At 64.4% G+C, this 18,509-nt stretch carries 16 protein-coding genes; 15 read left to right on the forward strand and 1 reads right to left on the reverse strand.

Annotated elements, in window-relative coordinates:
• The first annotated feature begins 100 nt into the window (after positions 1 to 100).
• The 12 genes from AB870_RS02880 (at position 101) to AB870_RS02930 (ending at position 14,038) form a co-directional block, all read left to right on the forward strand.
• Positions 101 to 1,414 carry a TolC family protein gene (locus AB870_RS02880; protein WP_047906864.1) on the forward strand — a complete coding sequence of 438 codons (1,314 nt, stop codon included), beginning with the start codon at positions 101 to 103 and terminating at the stop codon, positions 1,412 to 1,414.
• Positions 1,415 to 1,423: 9 nt separating this feature from the next.
• Complete coding sequence (locus tag AB870_RS02885; protein WP_047906865.1) at positions 1,424 to 2,692, forward strand: efflux RND transporter periplasmic adaptor subunit; 1,269 nt, start codon at positions 1,424 to 1,426, stop codon at positions 2,690 to 2,692.
• A gap of 16 nt (positions 2,693 to 2,708) precedes the next feature.
• Positions 2,709 to 5,942, forward strand: coding sequence for an efflux RND transporter permease subunit (locus AB870_RS02890; protein WP_084663264.1), 3,234 nt, complete (start codon positions 2,709 to 2,711; stop codon positions 5,940 to 5,942).
• A 9-nt stretch (positions 5,943 to 5,951) separates the two neighbouring features.
• Positions 5,952 to 6,635, forward strand: coding sequence for a heavy metal response regulator transcription factor (locus AB870_RS02895; RefSeq protein ID WP_047906866.1), 684 nt, complete (start codon positions 5,952 to 5,954; stop codon positions 6,633 to 6,635).
• Positions 6,632 to 8,095 (forward strand): heavy metal sensor histidine kinase, encoded by a 1,464-nt coding sequence (locus tag AB870_RS02900; protein ID WP_053059538.1) that lies wholly within the window; start codon positions 6,632 to 6,634, stop codon positions 8,093 to 8,095. Before AB870_RS02895 ends, AB870_RS02900 begins: the two co-directional genes overlap by 4 nt.
• Positions 8,096 to 8,204: 109 nt before the next feature.
• Positions 8,205 to 8,891: a GntR family transcriptional regulator gene (locus tag AB870_RS02905; RefSeq protein WP_047906867.1), complete on the forward strand. Its 687-nt coding sequence runs from the start codon at positions 8,205 to 8,207 to the stop codon at positions 8,889 to 8,891.
• 392 nt (positions 8,892 to 9,283) lie between these two features.
• A complete protein-coding gene (locus AB870_RS02910) occupies positions 9,284 to 10,351 on the forward strand; it encodes a TauD/TfdA family dioxygenase (protein WP_047906868.1) in 1,068 nt (355 codons plus the stop codon).
• Positions 10,352 to 10,418: 67 nt separating this feature from the next.
• Entirely contained in the window at positions 10,419 to 11,318 is a 900-nt protein-coding gene (locus AB870_RS02915) for an ABC transporter substrate-binding protein (RefSeq protein WP_237170032.1), read from the forward strand.
• Positions 11,319 to 11,331: 13 nt separating this feature from the next.
• Positions 11,332 to 11,616 carry a hypothetical protein gene (locus AB870_RS26240; protein WP_047906869.1) on the forward strand — a complete coding sequence of 95 codons (285 nt, stop codon included), beginning with the start codon at positions 11,332 to 11,334 and terminating at the stop codon, positions 11,614 to 11,616.
• A 48-nt stretch (positions 11,617 to 11,664) separates the two neighbouring features.
• On the forward strand, positions 11,665 to 12,471 hold the full coding sequence (locus AB870_RS02920; RefSeq protein WP_197683853.1) for an amino acid ABC transporter permease: 807 nt from the start codon (positions 11,665 to 11,667) through the stop codon (positions 12,469 to 12,471).
• A 13-nt stretch (positions 12,472 to 12,484) separates the two neighbouring features.
• Positions 12,485 to 13,228: an amino acid ABC transporter ATP-binding protein gene (locus AB870_RS02925; protein ID WP_047908729.1), complete on the forward strand. Its 744-nt coding sequence runs from the start codon at positions 12,485 to 12,487 to the stop codon at positions 13,226 to 13,228.
• A 111-nt stretch (positions 13,229 to 13,339) separates the two neighbouring features.
• Positions 13,340 to 14,038 carry an HD domain-containing protein gene (locus AB870_RS02930; RefSeq protein ID WP_047906871.1) on the forward strand — a complete coding sequence of 233 codons (699 nt, stop codon included), beginning with the start codon at positions 13,340 to 13,342 and terminating at the stop codon, positions 14,036 to 14,038.
• Positions 14,039 to 14,048: 10 nt separating this feature from the next.
• On the opposite strand, the gene AB870_RS02935 is transcribed toward AB870_RS02930, so the two are convergent.
• Positions 14,049 to 14,525, reverse strand: a complete 477-nt coding sequence (locus AB870_RS02935) for an Lrp/AsnC family transcriptional regulator (protein ID WP_047906872.1) — start codon at positions 14,523 to 14,525, stop codon at positions 14,049 to 14,051.
• Positions 14,526 to 14,726: 201 nt separating this feature from the next.
• Here AB870_RS02935 and AB870_RS02940 point away from each other — a divergent pair, with 201 nt between their 5' ends.
• Genes AB870_RS02940 through AB870_RS02950 form a run of 3 tightly spaced genes read left to right on the forward strand, consistent with a single transcriptional unit; the run spans position 14,727 to position 18,498 of the window.
• On the forward strand, positions 14,727 to 16,001 hold the full coding sequence (locus AB870_RS02940; protein WP_047906873.1) for a Zn-dependent hydrolase: 1,275 nt from the start codon (positions 14,727 to 14,729) through the stop codon (positions 15,999 to 16,001).
• A 38-nt stretch (positions 16,002 to 16,039) separates the two neighbouring features.
• Entirely contained in the window at positions 16,040 to 17,287 is a 1,248-nt protein-coding gene (locus AB870_RS02945; protein ID WP_047906874.1) for a diaminopropionate ammonia-lyase, read from the forward strand.
• A 32-nt stretch (positions 17,288 to 17,319) separates the two neighbouring features.
• The gene (locus AB870_RS02950; RefSeq protein ID WP_047906875.1) at positions 17,320 to 18,498 is read left to right on the forward strand and encodes a M20 aminoacylase family protein; all 1,179 of its coding nucleotides are present in this window, start codon (positions 17,320 to 17,322) and stop codon (positions 18,496 to 18,498) included.
• Positions 18,499 to 18,509 lie beyond the last annotated feature (11 nt).

Below are 18,509 nucleotides of genomic sequence, written 5' to 3' on the forward strand. Positions count from 1 at the left end.
CGATCACGCGATGTCTGTCGCGTCACCTTGTCTCGCCCCGCCGGTCCGTCGGCCCGCAGTCAGGGCCGTCCCGGTTCGGGGACGAACTGGACATTTCGCCATGAAGAAGTTGATTGTCTCGCTATGTCTCGCGACCAGCGGCCTGAGCCCCATGGCCGCCCGCGCGCAGCCCGTTGCCGCCGCATCGGTGAAGCCCATCGGTGCCGAACCCGGACTCACGCTCGGACAAGCCATGCGGATCGCCCTGGAAAACAATACCGTGCTGCGTCTGGCACGGCGGGAAGTCGATGCACAAGCCGGCGCCCGGATTCAGGCGGGCGCGCGCCCCAATCCCGAGTTCTCCGTGGTGCAGGAAGATTTCCGCAGCACGTCGCGCACGACTACCGCACAGGTGACGCAACCGATCGAACTCGGGGCCAAGCGCCGCTACCGCATCGAAGCGAGTTCGGCCGCACAACGCGCGGCGATGTTCGATGCGCAGACGAGCGAAGCGACCGTGCGAAGCGAGGTGGTCACGCGGTATTTCGAGACGCTTGCGGCTACCGAACTCGTGGCGCTCGCCGACGAAACGGCGAAGATCGCCGAAGAAACGTTTGCGGCAGCGCAGCGCCGGGTACTGGCCGGGAAAGTCTCGCCCGTCGACGAAGGGCGCGCGCAAATCGCCGCCGACAACGCGGGGATCGAGCGCATGAGCGCACAAGCCGCGCTCACGCGCACACGCGCGCGCCTCGCGCAGTCGTTGGGCATCGGCGAAGCCGAGCTGCCGCGCGATCTGGCGGGGTCGCTGGAGACGCTTCCGCAAGTGCCTGGCTGGTCCTCGCTCGTCGCCGCGTTGGAGACGACTCCCACGTTGCAGTCGGCCAGCGAAGAAATCGTTCGACGCAGCGCCCTGGCGAAGCTCGAGAGCGCACAGCGTGTACCGGATGTGAGCGTCTCTTTGGGACTCAAACGAGTGAGCGACGGTGCACGCGTCGATAATCAGGCCGTCGTCGGACTCTCGATTCCCTTGCCGATCTTCGACACGCGCCGGGGCGCCACGATGGAAGCGGCCCAGCGTGCCGAAATGGCGCGCGACGCTTACCTGGGCGTGCGACAGCAACAACGGACCGCGTTGCAGGACGCGCACGCCGAATTCGTGTCGATGCGGGATGCAAGCGTGCGGCTGCGCGAGCAGATACTGCCGCAGGCACAGACCGCCTACGACGCCACGCGCCGGGGCTTTCTTCTGGGGAAATTCGGCTTTCTCGATGTGCTCGACGCACAGCGAACGCTCGCGCAGGCCCGCTCCCAATACATTGCCGCCGTCGCGCGGGTCTACAGCGCCTATGCATCGGTCAGCCTCGCTGTCGGTGGCTCGGTCGATGGTGTCGCGCTGCTGACGGCCGAAAAAATCACGCAACCGTCCATTCAATGAGGATCCACTTTGCCACGAGCCAAAACGAAATTTGCCATCGGCGCCGTCGTCGTCCTGTGTATCGGCGCGGGCGTGACGTTCATGCGCGCGGAACGCTCCGGTGCGTCGACGCAAAGCCGGCCGCCCGTTGTCGATGCGGCAGCGCGCACTAATCACGACGGCCATGTCGACACGGAAAAGGGCAATGCGAAGGCGGATGTCCCCGGCAGACCACACGATGAAGCGCAGAACGAGGCGCACGATGAAGCGGGCATCGTGAGCATGACACCCGCACAGGTGAGCGCTGCGGGTATCGACGTGAAGCCGGCCGGCATGGCCCGTATTGCAGAGCAGATGGAATTGCCCGGCGAGATCCGCTTCAACGAGGACCGGACGGGACATATCGTGCCGAGGGTGAGCGGCGTGATCGAGCGGGTCAATGTCAGTCTGGGACAGCAAGTGAAACGCGGCGAGGTACTCGCCGTAATCTCCAGCACGCAGGTATCCGAGCAGCGTGCCGAACTGCTCACCGCGCAGGAGCGGCGCGCCGTCGCGTGGAAGACGTTCGAGCGCGAGAAATCGCTTTGGGAGGAAAAGATCTCGGCGGAGCAGGATTTCATTCAGGCGCAGCAGGCGCTGCGCGAGGCCGATATCGCCGTGCGCAATGCAAGCCAGAAACTGGGCGCCGTGGGCGCGGACAAGGGCAGTGCCGGTGCGATGAGCCGGTTGGAACTGCGCGCGCCTTTCGACGGCACGGTGCTCGAGAAGCATGCCACGCAGGGAGAACTGGTGGCCGACACCGCCAATCTGTTCACGATCTCCGATCTTTCGACGGTCTGGGCCGAAATTGCGGTGCCGGCCCAGTCGCTGGGGGTGGTGCGCGTCGGCACGCCCGTTACCGTCGGTGCAACGGCTTTCGACTCGCAGGCAAAGGGAACCGTCGCGTATGTCGGCTCGCTGCTCGGTGAGCAGACGCGTACCGCCACGGCCCGCGTGACATTGCAAAACCCGGATCGCGTCTGGCGTCCCGGGGTATTCGTGAATGTCGTCGTGGGAACGAACGAAGCCCGTGTGCCGGTCGCCGTTTCGGCCGATGCGCTCCAGAACGTGCAGGGGCGCACGGTGGTCTTCGTCAGAACCGCCGACGGCTTCAGAGCGACGCCGGTCGAGACCGGTCGCAGGGATGGCGAATTCGTCGAGATCGTAAACGGCCTGCCGGCCAACACGCCTTATGCCGCGGCAAACAGCTTCATCCTCAAGGCGGAACTCGGCAAGAGCACCGCAGAGCATGGCCATTGAGACCGGAGAACGAAGCATGTTCGAACGCATCATTCAATTTTCCATAGGCCATCGCTGGCTGACGCTCGTCATCACGCTCGCCATTGCCGCTGCCGGTGTATTGGCCTATCAGCGGCTGCCGATCGATGCGGTGCCGGATATCACGAACGTTCAGGTGCAGATCAACACCAACGTGCCGGGATATTCGCCGCTGGAAGCCGAGCAGCGGGTCACGTTTCCGATCGAGTCCGCGATGGCGGGGTTGCCGGGGGTGACGCAGTCGCGCTCGATGTCACGTTACGGACTGTCGCAGGTCACCGTCATTTTCAAGGACGGCACCGACATCTATTTCGCGCGACAACTGGTCAGCGAACGCATCGCTCAGGCCAAGGAGAAACTGCCCGCCGGCATCAACCCGGAAATGGGACCGATCTCGACCGGGCTCGGCGAAATCTATCTGTGGACGGTGGAAGCCAGTGCCGATGCACGCAAGCCGGACAACACCCCATACACGCCAACGGATCTGCGGGAAATACAGGACTGGATCATCAAACCTCAGTTGCGCGGTGTTCCCGGCGTAACGGAAATCAATACGATTGGCGGCTATGCAAAGGAGTATCAGGTCGCGCCGGATCCCGCGCGGCTCGCTGCCTACGGGTTGACGCTCGCCGAAGTCGTGCGCGCGCTGGAGCGCAACAATGCGAACGTGGGCGCCGGCTACATCGAGCGTCGCGGAGAGCAGTATCTGATACGCGTGCCTGCGCAGGTGCGCGATACGGACGACATCGGCAACGTGGTACTCAACAACGTCAACGGCGTGCCCATCAAGGTCAGGGACGTCGCGCAGGTCGGCATTGGCCGCGAACTTCGCACAGGCGCGGCCACCGAGAACGGACGGGAAGTCGTGCTCGGCACCGTCTTCATGCTCATCGGTGAGAACAGCAGAACCGTCTCGCGCGCGGTGTCGGAGAAGATGGTGTCGATCAACAAGGGGTTGCCGCCGGGGGTCTCGGCGATTCCCGTCTACGACCGGACGACGCTCGTCGAAAAGGCGATTGCGACCGTCAGGAAGAATCTGCTGGAAGGCGCCGCGCTTGTCATTGCTGTCCTGTTCCTGTTTCTCGGCAATCTGCGCGCGGCATTGATCACGGCGCTGGTGATCCCGCTGGCCATGCTGATGACCTTCATCGGCATGGCGACCACCCGGGTGAGCGCGAATCTGATGAGTCTGGGGGCACTCGACTTCGGCATCATCGTCGATGGCGCCGTCGTGATCGTCGAGAACTGTATACGCCGGCTCGCCCATGCCCAGCAGGCGTTCGGGCGGCCGCTCACGCTGCGGGAAAGACTCGCGGAGGTCTTCGCCGCGGCACGGGAGGCGCGACGTCCGTTGCTTTTCGGGCAGGCCATCATCATGGTCGTGTACCTGCCGATCTTCGCGCTCACGGGCGTCGAGGGAAAGATGTTTCACCCGATGGCGATGACGGTGGTCATGGCGCTGGCCGCTGCCATGGCGCTGTCGGTCACGTTCATTCCGGCGGCCGTTGCGGCGTTCATCGGCCATCGCGTGTCGGAAAAGGAAAATCGCATGATGAGTCTGGCAAGGCGCGTGTACGAGCCGGCGCTCGACTGGGCGCTGTCGAACGGACGCGCCGTATTGCTGGGAGCCAGCGTGACGGTCGCGTTGACCTTTGCCCTGGCGACGCGGCTCGGCAGCGAATTCATGCCGAATCTGAACGAGGGCGATCTCTCCATTCAGGCGCTGCGCATTCCCGGCACGAGCCTGACGCAGTCGGTGCAAATGCAGCAGCAACTGGAGAAGGCGCTCGTGGCGCAGTTGCCCGAGGTGGAGCGCGTGTTCGCGCGCACCGGGACTGCGGAAGTCGCCTCCGATCCGATGCCGCCCAACATTTCCGACGGCTACATCATGCTCAAACCGAAAGACGCCTGGCCCGACCCGAAGAAAACGCGAGAGCAACTCATCGACGAGGTGACGCGTGTGGCCCGATCGATTCCCGGAAGCAACTACGAGTTCTCGCAGCCGATCCAGCTTCGCTTCAACGAGTTGATTTCCGGCGTACGAAGCGATGTGGCCGTCAAGGTATTCGGCGACGACATGAACGTGCTCAACGATGTGGCCGGGCGCATCGCCGCGCGTTTGCGGAGCATCGAAGGCGCGACGGAAGTGAAGGTCGAGCAGACGGCCGGCTTGCCGATGCTCACGATCAACGTCGACCGGGAAAAGATTGCCCGGTATGGCGTGAATGTTGCCGACGTGCAGGACACCGTGGCTGCCGCGCTGGGCGGACAGACGGCCGGCACGCTGTTCCAGGGCGACCGGCGCTTCAGTATCGTGGTGCGCCTGCCCGATACGTTGCGCGAGAACATCGATTCGATTCGCCGTCTGCCAATTGCCCTTGCACGTGCGCAAGCGGATACGGGAACGACTGCAACGGTGGCGGCAGGCAGTCGCACGAGCGCCCTCCCGGCGTTCATCCCGCTGTCCGAAGTCGCGACACTGGATCTGGCGCCCGGGCCCAACCAGATCAGTCGCGAGGACGGCAAGCGCCGTATCGTCGTAAGCGCGAACGTCCGGGGCCGCGATCTGGGGTCGTTCGTCGAGGCGGCGCGCGCCGAGGTGGAGAAGGTGAGTGTTCCGGCCGGATACTGGACTGCGTGGGGCGGCCAGTTCGAGCAGCTTCAGTCAGCATCGAACCGTCTGAAGGTCGTGGTGCCGGTCGCGCTCCTGCTGGTCTTCGGGCTGCTTTTCGCCATGTTCGGCAATCTGCGCGACGGGCTGGTGGTTTTCACCGGCATACCGTTTGCGCTCAGCGGCGGTCTGATCGCGCTGTGGTTGCGCGCAATGCCGCTCTCGATCACGGCGGCGGTGGGGTTCATCGCCTTGTCGGGTGTCGCGGTGCTTAACGGATTGGTGCTGATATCCTTCATTCGCAGTCTTCGCGAGAGCGGCCATGCGTTGGCGGACGCGGTCCGGGAGGGTGCGCTCGCGCGCCTTCGGCCGGTGCTCATGACGGCACTCGTCGCGTCGCTCGGCTTCGTGCCGATGGCGATCGCGACCGGCACCGGTGCGGAAGTTCAACGTCCGCTGGCCACGGTCGTCATCGGAGGCATCCTCTCGTCGACCGCCCTCACGCTATTGGTTCTTCCCGTGCTGTACCAGATGATTTGCCAGCGTCGTGCCGGGCAGCGGCGCCCGCGAGTGGCCGAATGGCAAGCCTGCGGGGCGAGCGAGCAAAGTTCCAATTCGTGAGAGCACAACATGCGCATCCTTGTCGTCGAAGACGAATTCAAAACCAGTCAATATCTGAAGAAAGGGCTTTCCGAGGCCGGGTATGTCGTCGATGTCGCGAACGACGGCATCGACGGCCTGCACATGGCCGTCGCAGGCACCTACGATCTCGTCATCCTCGACGTCATGCTGCCGGGCAAGGACGGTTGGGAGGTGCTCACGCAACTGCGCGCGCAGCACCACACCGCCGTGCTGTTTCTCACGGCGCGCGACGATCTCGGCGACCGCGTCAAGGGGCTCGACCTCGGGGCAGACGACTACATGACCAAGCCGTTCGCCTTCGCCGAACTGCTCGCGCGCGTGAGAACGATTCTGCGCCGCGGGCGCACGCGCGAACCGGACGTACTCAAGGTGGGCGATCTCGAACTGAATCTGCTCGGACACAAGGCGATACGTCAAGGCGTGAGCATCGCACTCACGGCAAAGGAGTTCTTGCTGCTCGCGCTGCTCATGCGGCGTCACGGGGAAATTCTGCCGAGAAGCCTGATTGCGTCGCAGGTCTGGGACGTCAACTTCGATAGCGATACGAACATCGTCGATGTGACGATGCGGCGCCTGCGCACGAAAATCGACGACGCCTTCGAGCCCAAGCTGATTCATACGGTTCGAGGCATGGGGTACGTGCTTGAGGTTCGCGGCGAGGTATCCTCATGAGCACGATGGACCACGCGCGGCGCACGCGTTCGTTGAGGGCGCGCCTCACGGGCCTCATCGCCGGATGCATCTTCGGTGTGCTGGCGCTCATGGCAACCTATCAATACTTCGCGCTGGCCGACCAGTTGCGCGCCCGCGCGAGACAGGACTTGCTGGCCACCGTCGCGGCGCTGCGCACCGAGCTGAACGGCGTCACGACGAAGCAACAGATCGGCGCGGACCCGCGTCGATGGTATGACGCGACGCACGGACACCAGAACCTCGATTTCGCGGTGCTCGACGCCAACGGTACGACGCTGATCGCGAGCCGTGGCTACCTCGCGCCGGCGACGTCGTTGTCTCACGTGGCGCACCAGCGCGTGCCGCGCGAGAACGACGTGCAAAAAGTACGTAATGCTTCGCTCGGCGTGCGGCTGAGATACATTGCCGCCGACGGTCTTGTCGGTGGCCGCGGCGAGCGTGTCACGATCGTCGTTCAACTCGACCCGCGGGAGCAGTTGAGCGTGCTTTCCGGCTTTGCACTGACCGCCATCGTGGCACTGACCATCGGCACGCTCATCGTCGGCGCGATGACGTACTGGCTCGTCACGATAGGCCTGCGGCCGCTGCGCACGCTGACGCGGGCCGCGGAACAGGTATCGAGCGAACGGCTGGGCGCACCGCTGACCGACGACGATACGCCGGCCGAACTCAAAGACCTGTCCCACGCGTTCAACCGGATGCTGGCGCGCCTGAACGATTCGTTCACGCGGCTCTCGCAATTCTCGTCCGACCTCGCGCACGACTTTCGGACGCCCATCTCGAACATGATGGGCGAGGCGCAGGTCGCGCTCACGCGTGAGCGCACGGCCGCCGAGTACAAGGCGATTCTGATTTCGAACATCGAGGAGTGCGAGCGGCTGTCGCACATGATTTCGTCGATGCTGTTCCTCGCCCGGGCGGAGTCTGCGCACACGGAACTCAGGAAGGAGGCGACTGCGCTGGAGGCAATCGCCGTGTCGCTGGCGGAGGATATGGCGCCGATGGCCGAGGAAGCGGGCGTGGCCATCGAGGTCGTCGGGCAGGCGACGGCAGCCGTCGACGGCGTGCTCGCGCGGCGCGCGCTCGCCAATGTCCTCGTCAACGCCATTCGTCACTCCCGGCCCGGCTCGGTCGTTTCCATGAGGTGCGCGTCGTCGCCCGAATGGACGGAGGTCGGCATTCGCAACGTCGGCGACGTGATTGCGCCGGAGCACTTGCCACGCATCTTCGACCGTCTTTACCGCGTCGATCCGTCGCGCCATACCGGTGGCGACTCGCGCGTCGGCGGTGCGGGGCTGGGGCTCGCCATCGTCAAATCCATCATGGCGCTCCATGCGGGGACTGTCAGTGCAAGCAGCGACGCCGTCGCCGGGACCACGTTCGTGCTCCGGTTCCCGACGGGCATGCCGCCGGGCCCGGCAGGGAATTCGCGATGTTGAGGAGCGGACCGTATCCCCGTGCCTGTCGCCTTGTCACAGAAACGTATACGGAATATTGAAATTGTATAATCGCCAGGTGATTCCCCCGGCCTTTGACCGACTCCCCTCCGTGACCCAATTCGCCAACGCCGACCCTGCAGCCACCGCCAAGCCGGCATCGCTATCGACCGCGGAGCGCGCCTACGAAGAAATTCGCCGGCAGATTCTGTCGGGCGAGTTGCCGGAGGGCGCACCGATTCGTCAGGACGAAATCGCAGCGCGAATCGGCGTGAGCAAGATACCGGTGCGCGAAGCGCTGATGCGTCTGCAATCCGAGGGCTGGGTCTCGCTCAGGCGCAACGCGGGCGCGTTCGTCACACCGCTCACGGTCAACGACTGCGTCGAGATGCTCGACATGCGCGTCGCGCTCGAATGCCGCGCGTTGGAGCTGGCCGTGCCCAACATGGCGCCGAGCGATCTGGCACTGGCCGAAGCATTGCTCAAGCGCTACGCGAAGGCGGACACGCCGCAATCGTGGAGCGATCTGAACCTCGCTTTCCATCAGGCGCTTTATGCACCGGCGAATCGACCGCGTCTGGTCGCAACCGCGCAGGCCGCGCAGGAGCGCATGGGGCGATTCCTGCGTGCCCACCTGTCCGCCGTCAACGATCATCAACGCTCGACCGACGAGCACATCGCCATCCATCGGGCATGCGCCGCCGGAGACACCAAAACCGCCGTGCGTCTGCTGCGCAAACACCTCGAACAAACGCAACGCGAAGTGATGGCGTTTTTCCGCCTGAGCGGGAAGATCTGAACTGAATTCGCCTCCCGGCTGCATCGATGCCATTCGCATCGTCTCGCGCAAAATCGTATACGAAAATAATAAATCATATACGGCCACATTTTTATTCGCGTATAGTCGATGTGACCGGGGTAATGGGTGCCCGGATATTCGGGCAGTCCCGCGTGGGCCTTTGGCCCGTCACTTGTCTCGCCTGTCGTCTGCCAGTGGGGCGCTGCATGCGCCCGTGCTGCGATGTAGAGCGCACCTCGGATGCCTTGCCGCTGTGTTGTTTTCCAGGGCTAGGACTTTCCCTGATCCGACGCAACCCCTGATTGCCGGCATCGAAAGACCGGGTGTAATGTATTTACATGTATATACAACAAAGACCGAACTACCAATCAACATCTGTCAGGAGGGTTTTCATGTCCGAGTCGAAGAGTCTTCAGGGCGCCGCCGTCTGGCGCGGTGCCGAAATGGTGAACAACGACCGTTGGGTCAAGACGTTCCCCGCCGTGGTGCTGAACCAGATCGATGCCGCGCTCGAACAGACGCGCAACGTCGAGTGGCGCAACGTCAATCGTCACAACTTCCCGCTGCCGGATGCGGGTGCGTTTTTCGACGATGTCCGCGAAGAACTCGAAAACGGTTCGGGCATGGTCAAGATTCGTGGACTGGACGTGAGCCGCTACAGCGCCGAAGAACTTCGTCGTATCTGGTACGCACTCGGCGCGCATCTGGGCACGCCGATGTTCCAGAACTGCCGCGGCGAAGTCATGCGGGAGATCAAGGACGAAGGCATGGGCGTGGGCGCCAGGCTCTATGGCGCCACGGTCGACAGCTCGGGCAAGCCATTCCTTTCGTCGGGTGCACGTACGCTCTCGCCGGGCCAACTGCGCTTTCATACCGATCGTTGCGACGTTGTCGGCCTGCTGTGCGTGCGTCAGGCGTCCGAAGGCGGCGTGAGCAAGCTGGCGAGCAGCGCCACCGTCTACAACGAGATGCTCAAGCGCCGTCCGGACCTGCACGCGCTGCTGTGCAAGCCGATTCCGCGCAGCCGCTTCGGCGAGGAGGCCGGTGGCGAGCACGTCGCCTACGACCTGCCGGTTTTCGGCGTGCGGGACGGCAAGCTGACGAGCCACTTCTCGCTCACCTATATTGAGAACGCCCAGATGCTGCCGGGCGTGCGCAAGCTCACCGATGCCGAGCACGAAGCGATCCAGATGCTCATGGCACTGGCCGAAGAGGAATGCTTCCAGATGCGCTTTGCGCCGGGCGACATCCAATTGCTGAACAACCACATCGTGTATCACGGCCGTACCGCCTTCGTGGACGACGCACAGACGGGGCAGGACCGCATGCTCATGCGTCTGTGGCTGTCGATGCCCAATTCCCGTGCGCTGCCGGAAGACCACGCCGTCCTGTGGGGCGACGTCGGTCCTGGCAGGCCGCACGGCGGTATCGCCCAGCCGGCCACCGCACTGCCTGTTTAACGTTGTGATGCACTGAAGCCGCGCGCCCCCGAAACCACAAACGCAAGACGCAAGGAGAGACTTCCCCATGAATCCGATCGAACGGCAAGACAAGAAACGCGCAAACCGCAAGACCCCCCGCCTGCGCACGCTGCTCATTGCGCTCGTGCTGGGCGGGCTCGGCCTTGGTGCCATGTCCACGGCCGCCACGGCCGCCCCCGATTACGGCAACTGCCAGGTCACCGGCACGCGCGGTTCGATCAAGCTCGAAACGGTGACGCCGGGCGCACTGTCGGTGCGTCCCGTGCTGCCTGCGCCGGGGTGGTGGAACGGCGATTCTCCCGACACCATCAAGGACGGCTTCGAGTACTGCATGGCCGCGAACATGGCCTTTCGTGCCGGTCTCGACCGCGTGATCGTGGTGAACCGCTCGTTCGCGCAAGTGGTGACGGGGCAGGCCAGGGGCTTCGACATCGCACTGAGCGAAATCACCGTCACCGACGAGCGCAAGAAGGTCGTCAACTTCACCGATCCGTACTTCAGTTCGGATCAGGGCGTGCTGGTGAAGGCGGGCACGAAGGTCGACAAGGACAGCATCAAGAAGATGCGTCTGGGTGTGAAGCAGGGCACCACGATCCTGCCGTATCTGACAGACAAGGTGAAGGTTGCCGAGCATCCGAAGGTCTACACCGACGCCGGGGCCATGTATGCCGCGCTGGCCGCCGGTCAGGTCGACGCCGTGCTGTACGACACGCCGAATGTGCTCTCCATCGCGAAGAAGTCGGAAGGCCGCTTCGAAGTCGTCGGCCGCTACGACACCAGCGAACAATGGGGCGGTCTCGTCAACAAGGATTCGCCGAACCTCGCCGCGTTCAACAAGCTGATCGCCGAGATGAAAAAGGACGGCACGTTCGACCGTCTGGCCACGCAATACCTTGTGCCGAGCCTTGGTGCCGATCCGGCGAAACTGCCCGTGTTGACGCCGTGAGGTCGCCAGGACCATGAGCCAATCCACTCAAAAGGCGCCGGGGGCGATCCTCGGCACCATGGGCCGCGAGCGTCGCCTGAACATCGGCGGCATGCCCTCGGCGCCCACGGTGCTGTGCCTGTGCGCGTTGCTGGGGGCGGCCATTGCCGTGGCCAGCGGTGTGTACACCATCGCCGCACTCCGTGAAGGGCTGCTCGCCAACCGGCTCGACGGCTGGTGGGTCCCCGCGGGCACCGTGCTGCTGGGTCTCGCCTCGCTGCTCGTGCTCCTGCCGCTCGCGCGCGCGTATGCGCGCTAACGGGATTTCAGGCGCGCCACGTCGCGTCGCGACATCGTCGCGGCACGCGTGGCGAAGTCGGAAGCCGGGGTGCAAAGCTGGATCGCGCTGGGCTATACGCTTGCGCAACTCATCGTCGTGCTCGCGTTGCAGTTCGTGCTGGCGAACAATCTGGCGGTGGCGAAGACGTTCTTCCTCGTACCGCTCATCGTCAAGACGTTCCCGCTCGTTCTCGACGCCTTCTGGGTGAACGTGAAGATCTTCCTGATCGCGGAAGTCTTCGTGCTGATCTGGGGGCTGGTCGTGGCGCTCGCGATGTTCGCACCGGGCAATGCCGGCAAGCCGTTGCGTTTCATTGCGACAGCCTATGTCGACATCTTCCGCGCGATGCCGGCCGTGCTGGTGATCTATCTGGTCGGCTTCGGCCTGCCGCTGACTGGCGTGCCGATCCTGAAAGACCTGTCGTTGACGACCTACGTCGTGATCGCGTTGACGCTGACCGTCGGCGCCTACGTGGCCGAGATCTACCGCGCCGGTATTCAGGGCGTGCACTGGTCGCAGGTCGCGGCGGCGCGCTCGCTCGGGCTGTCGTACACGCAGACGTTGCGCTTCGTGGTGTTGCCGCAGGGCATCCGGCAGATCATTCCGCCGCTGCTCAACGCGTTCATCGCGTTGCAAAAGGATACGGCGCTCGTGAACGTGGTCGGGGTGATCGACGCTTTCAACCAGTCGATGGTGATCGCGTCGAACCACTACAACCTGTCGGCGGCGACGACCGTGGCCATTCTGTTCATCATCATCTCGATTCCGCAGGTACGTTTCGTGGAGCGGATGGCAAAACGCGACCGTGCGCGCATGCGTGCCGGCGGCGCCTGAGGAGCGAACGACCATGTCATTCATCGAGATTCGCGACATTGCCAAGTCGTATGGCGACGTGCCGGTCATCAACGGTCTGGCGATGACGGTGGAGGAGCATCAGGTGGTGTGCCTGATCGGTCCGTCCGGTTCCGGCAAGTCGACGCTGTTGCGCTGTATCAACGGGCTGGAGCCCATCGACGCGGGAGAGATCCTCGTGCACGGTGAGCGCATCACCGGCCCGGGCGTCGACGTCAACTCGCTGCGCCGCGACATCGGCATCGTGTTCCAGGGATACAACCTGTTTCCGCATATGACCGTGCTGGAGAACGTGACGCTGGCGCCGATCCGTGTGCTGAAGCAACCCCGGCGTGAGGCGGAAGATCGCGCGATGGCTTTGCTGGAGCGCTTCAGCCTGGCGCACAAGGCGAACGAATACCCGGACCGCATGTCGGGCGGGCAGCAGCAACGCGTGGCCATCGTGCGGGCGCTGGCAATGGACCCGATGGTGTTGTTGCTCGACGAGATCACGTCGGCGCTCGATCCGGAACTGGTGTCCGAAGTGCTCAATATCGTGCGCGATCTGGCGCACGAGGGCATGACGATGCTGCTTGCCACGCACGAAATGGGCTTTGCGCGCGAAGTGGCGTCGAAGGTTTGCTTCCTGTGCGATGGTGCCGTTTGCGAGGAGGGGCCGCCGGAGCAGATTTTCGGCGATCCGCAGCAGGAGCGTACGCGCGCCTTCCTGCGCAGCATCCGTCAGGCGAAGCGCTTGTAATCCCAGGGTGCGCGACGATGGACAAGCCCCGCAGACCGGTGAGGTCTGCGGAGCTTGCGTCAGGTGCGCGGGTAAAATCGGGAGTTTCCATCGACCGCTCCCATCCGCCGCATGCTCGGAAAAGCCTTTTCCCCATACGAATCGACGATTACCGCGGTGCTCGACATGCTGGGCCTCGCCGCACAGGCCGACAGCGACGACGGCTCGCATGACTGGTCGCATCTGATTCGCGTATGGACGCTGGCCAAGGAGATCGCGGCGAGCGAAGCGCAGGGGGCGCATGGACCGGATACATCCGCCGTCGATCTGGAAATGCTCGCCGTTGCGACCCTGCTGCACGACTGTGTCGCAGTCGAGAAGAACGATCCGCGCCGTGCGCAGGCATCGCGCCTGTCGGCCGATAAAGCGCGACAGATCCTGCACGCGATGGGCTGGCCGGCCGGGCGTATCGATGCCACGGCACACGTCATCGAAGCGCACAGTTTTTCCGCCGGGATCGCGCCGCGATCGCGCGAAGCGGGGATTCTGCGCGACGCCGACCGGCTCGACGCCATCGGTGCCATCGGCATTGCCCGGACGTTCTACGTGGCGGGCCGGATGGGCTCGCGTCTCTATGATCCGATGGACCCGTTCGCGACGGATCGCTCGCTGGAAGATCGCCGCTTTGCGCTCGATCACTTCGAGGCGAAGCTCTTTCATCTGGCCGACGGCCTGACCACCCCCGCGAGCAAGGCCATTGCGCAACGGCGTGTGGCGACGATGCGCATGTTCGTCGACATGCTGCGCGAGGAAATCGGCGCGGTGTCCTGAGCGACGCGCGTCAGGGCGCAGCAACGGCATCGAGCGGCACTTCCAGCCCGACTTTCACGTTGCTCATCGCGACGAGCGTCTTGAAGCGTTTGACGTTGTTGCTCTCGAAGAAGAGGGTACGCGTGAGCGCCGTGTACTGCGCCATGTTCTGCACGACCATGATGACCACGAAGTCGCACTCGCCCGCGACGTAATAGCACTGCTGCACCTGCGGACAGGCGAGAAAGCTGCGTTTCATCGCGTCGAGCAAGTCGAGCCGCTCGTTTTCGACTTCCACTTCGGTGATGATCGTGAGCGGATAGCCTACCTGCGCCGGGTCGACCAGCGACACCGTCTTGCGGGTCACGCCTTCGTCGGCAAGCTTCTTCAATCGCCGATTCACAGCGGCGGATGACAGATTCACCTGTGTGCCCAGCGCATGCTGCGGTGTCGTCGCATCTTGTTGAATCGCGGCGAGCAAGGCGATGTCGTAGCTGCCGAGGCTCATGGTGCGCAATAAAAATTCGTTTGGAACGCCAAAAACGCGCAAATCGTACGCGCTTCCCGGAATATTATTCAGCCTGTCCGATGATACTCCCGCAGCGGCGACTTCCACGGTTTTCCTGCTGCGAGTCGTCGTCCGCCAAATCACTGTCCCTTTGTCCTCCCTCTGCTCTAACCCGATTCTGCAAGCACCACCGACTCGCTCATGTCCGACACGAAATCTCCCGCCCTCCGTCTGAACGGCCCTGTCCTGTTGCAACAATTGCGCGAACTCGGTGAGATTGGCGCCGACCCCGTCGCGGGCGGGCGGACTCGCGTGGCGCTTACGGACGACGAGAAGGCCGGCCGCGATCAGCTCGTCGCATGGATGCGAGAACTCGGTCTCGACGTGCAGATCGACCGCATCGGCAACATCTTCGGCACGCTGCCGTGCGCACCCGGGGCGAGAGACGCCGCCGGAGCGATGCCACGCCCGCTGATGATGGGCTCGCACATCGACACCGTCATCAACGCGGGCGCGCTCGACGGCTGCTATGGCGTACTCGGCGGCCTGGCTGTCGCGCGTGCGTTTCGCGACGCCGGTATCGTGCCGTCGCGCCCTATCACCGTGGTGGCGTTCACCAACGAGGAGGGCGCGCGCTTTCACCCCGACATGATGGGCTCGCTCGTGCACGCGGGCGGTTTGCCCCTTGACGAAGCGCTCGACGCCATCGGCACGGACGGCGCCCGTCTCGGCGACGAACTCGTGCGTATCGGCTACGCCGGGGAGATGGCGCCGGGCACGCTGGTGCCCCACGAATACCTCGAACTGCATATCGAACAAGGGCCGATTCTCGAGGCGGAAGGGCTGGAGATCGGGGTCGTGGAGAACTTGCAGGGCATCTCATGGCAGCAGATCACCGTGCAGGGCAACGCGAATCATGCGGGCACCACGCCGACGCGTCTACGCCACGATGCCGGTTACGTCGCGGCGGCCACCGTGGCCGAGCTGCGCCGCATTGCCGTGGAGTCGGGGACGACCCTTGCCACCGTCGGGACGATGCAGCTTGAGCCGGGCGTCATCAACGTCATCCCGCGCAAGGCAGTCTTTACCGTGGACATGCGCGATCCGGACGAGCAGCGCCTCACGCAGAGCGAGGCGCGCCTGGCCGATTTCCTGACGAAGACGGCCGCGCAGGAAGGCGTGCGCATATCGACGCAGCGCCTCGCGCGCTTCGAGCCGGTGATGTTCGACGCGGAACTGACCGCCGCCATCGAAGCCAGTGCGAAGCGCCTGGGCCTGTCGTACAAGCGCATGACATCCGGTGCCGGTCACGACGCGCAGATGATTGCGCGCATTGCGCCGGCAGCGATGATCTTCGTGCCGAGCCGTGGCGGCATCAGCCACAACCCGCGCGAACATACCGACGACGCGCAGCTCGTGCGCGGAGCCGAGGTGCTGCTCGACGTCGTTGCGCGACGTCTCGGCGCCGGGCAATGACGCCCCCTTGAACAATAGCAATACCCGGAGAGCCCCCCATGTTTTACGTCAATCCTCATGCCATGCGTGGGCCGTACCCGGCCGACCTTCAGACCATCATGAGCATCGCTCGTGCGCAGCAAAGCCGCGAATGGCTGTCGCATTGGGACGGGCTCGTCCCCGGCAGCACGCCGCTGCGCGCGCTGCCGGATCTGGCTGCCTCGCTTGGCGTGCGCAGCGTGCTGGTGAAGGATGAGGCCCTGCGCTCCGCGCTCGGCAGCTTCAAGGCGCTTGGTGCGCCGATTGCGCTGGTGCGTCTGCTGCTGCGCCGGTTCGAAGGGCACGGCTTCACGGCGCGCTCGCTGCTGAACGGAGAACATCGCGACGCGCTTGCCGCTGCGGGCTTCACCGTCGTCAGCGCGACGGACGGCAATCACGGACGCGCGTTGGCCGCCGCCGCGCAAAGCATCGGCTGCCGGTGCGTGATCGTCCTGCATGCGCAGGTGAGCGTCGAGCGTGAGCAGGCGATTGCCGCCTACGGCGCGCAGATCGTGCGCATCGCCGGTAACTATGACGACTCGGTCGAGGAAGCGGCGGCGCTTGCCGAGCGTAACGAGTGCAAGGGCTGGCACGTGGTTTCGGATACGTCCTACGATGGATACGAAATCATTCCGCGCGACGTGATGCAGGGTTACGCCGCCGTGGCGGCCGAAGTCTCCGAAGCGCTGGACGGCGATGCATCGCCAAAGGATGCGGCGTGTCCCATCACGCATGTCTTCCTGCAAGGCGGCGTGGGTGGTCTGGCGGCGGGGATCGTCAGCTACCTGTGGGAGCGTTGGGGCGTGTGGCGTCCGACGTTCGTCGTCGTCGAGCCGGAGCAGGCCGACTGCCTGTATCAGAGTGCGATGGCGGGGAAGGCCGCGTCGGCGTCCGGCGCCGTCGATTCCGTGATGGCCGGATTGGCGTGTGGCGAGACATCGCCGCTTGCATGGCGTTTCCTGCAACCGGCGGTGGACGCGTTCATGACCGTGACCGATGCCCAGGCTGTGGACGCGATGAAGCGGCTCGCGACCGGCACCGGCAACGATGTGCCGTTCGTCGCGGGAGAGTCGGGCGTTGCCGGGCTCGCCGGGCTGAGGCTTGCGGCGGCAACGCCTGCGATGGCCTCGGCGCTCGGCCTCACGTCCGGCTCGCGCGTGCTGCTCATCAACACCGAAGGGGCGACGGCGCCATCCGTCTACGCGGATCTCGTGGGGGAGTCGGCAACGTCCGTCACGCAACGCCAGCAGGCGTGGCTCGCACGCTAACGTCACGATCGATCTCGGCAAAGGGGCTACGTATGCTTCAGGACACCGCACAAGATAAATATTTCGCCGACGCGCTGACCGGTTGGCGGCACGCTTTCCATCGTCTGCCGGAGACAGGGTTCGAAGAGGTGTCGACGTCGCAATCGGTCGCGACGATTCTCGAAAGTCTGGGTCTGGACGTGCATCGCAACATCGGTGGCACCGGCATCGTGGCGAACCTGCGCGTGGGAGACGGCAATGGCGCGATCGGCATTCGTGCCGACATGGACGCGCTGCTGATCGCCGAACAGGCCCCGGGCCGCGAATACGCGTCGCAAGTGCCTGGCAAGATGCACGCCTGCGGCCACGATGGACATATGTCGATGGTGCTCGGCGCGGCAAGGTTGCTTGCCGAATCGCGCGACTTCAACGGCACCGTGCGCTTCATCTTCCAGCCCGCCGAGGAGCACGGTCGCGGCGCGAAAGCGATGATCGCCGACGGGCTGCTGACGCGCTTTCCCATCGATGCGATCTACGGCGTGCACAACATGCCTGGCATTCCGGCCGGGCGTATCGCCACGCGTGCCGGCGGCATCATGGCGAGCGAGGACAACTTCGTCATCCGGATTCGCGGCAAGGGAACACACGCGGCGCGGCCGCATATGGGCATCGATCCGCTGGTGATCGGCGCGCAGATCGTCGTGGCGCTTCAGACCGTGGTCTCGCGCAGCGTGGATCCCGGACTCTCGGCGGTGGTGTCGTGCACCGAGTTCGTGACCGACGGCATTCGCAATGCGATTCCGACGAACGTCGTCATCAAGGGCGATACGCGCAGCTATACGCCGGACGTCCAGCAACGGATCGAGACGCGCATGCGCGAGCTGTGCACGGGCGCCTGCGCCATGTACGGCGCACACTGCGAGTTCGAGTACACGCACGAGTTCGCGCCGACGATGAACTGGGCGGAAAACACGGCGCTTGCCGTGCGCGCCGCGAAGACAGTGGCGGGAGAGGCGATGGTGGACGCGGACGTGGCCCCGATGATGGCGTCCGAAGACTTCGGCGTGTTCTTGCAGCATGTGCCGGGCAACTTCGCGTTCATCGGCAACGGCAGCGGCGACGAGCCGGGAGCGATCCCGCTGCATAACGCCTGCTACGACTTCAACGATGCAATTCTGCCGCTCGGCGCGCGCTACTTCGCGCAGATCGCGCGCGACAGCCTGCCGCGTTGACGGACGGCGTG

Origin of the sequence: Pandoraea faecigallinarum, from assembly GCF_001029105.3 — a bacterium.
Lineage (GTDB): Bacteria > Pseudomonadota > Gammaproteobacteria > Burkholderiales > Burkholderiaceae > Pandoraea > Pandoraea faecigallinarum.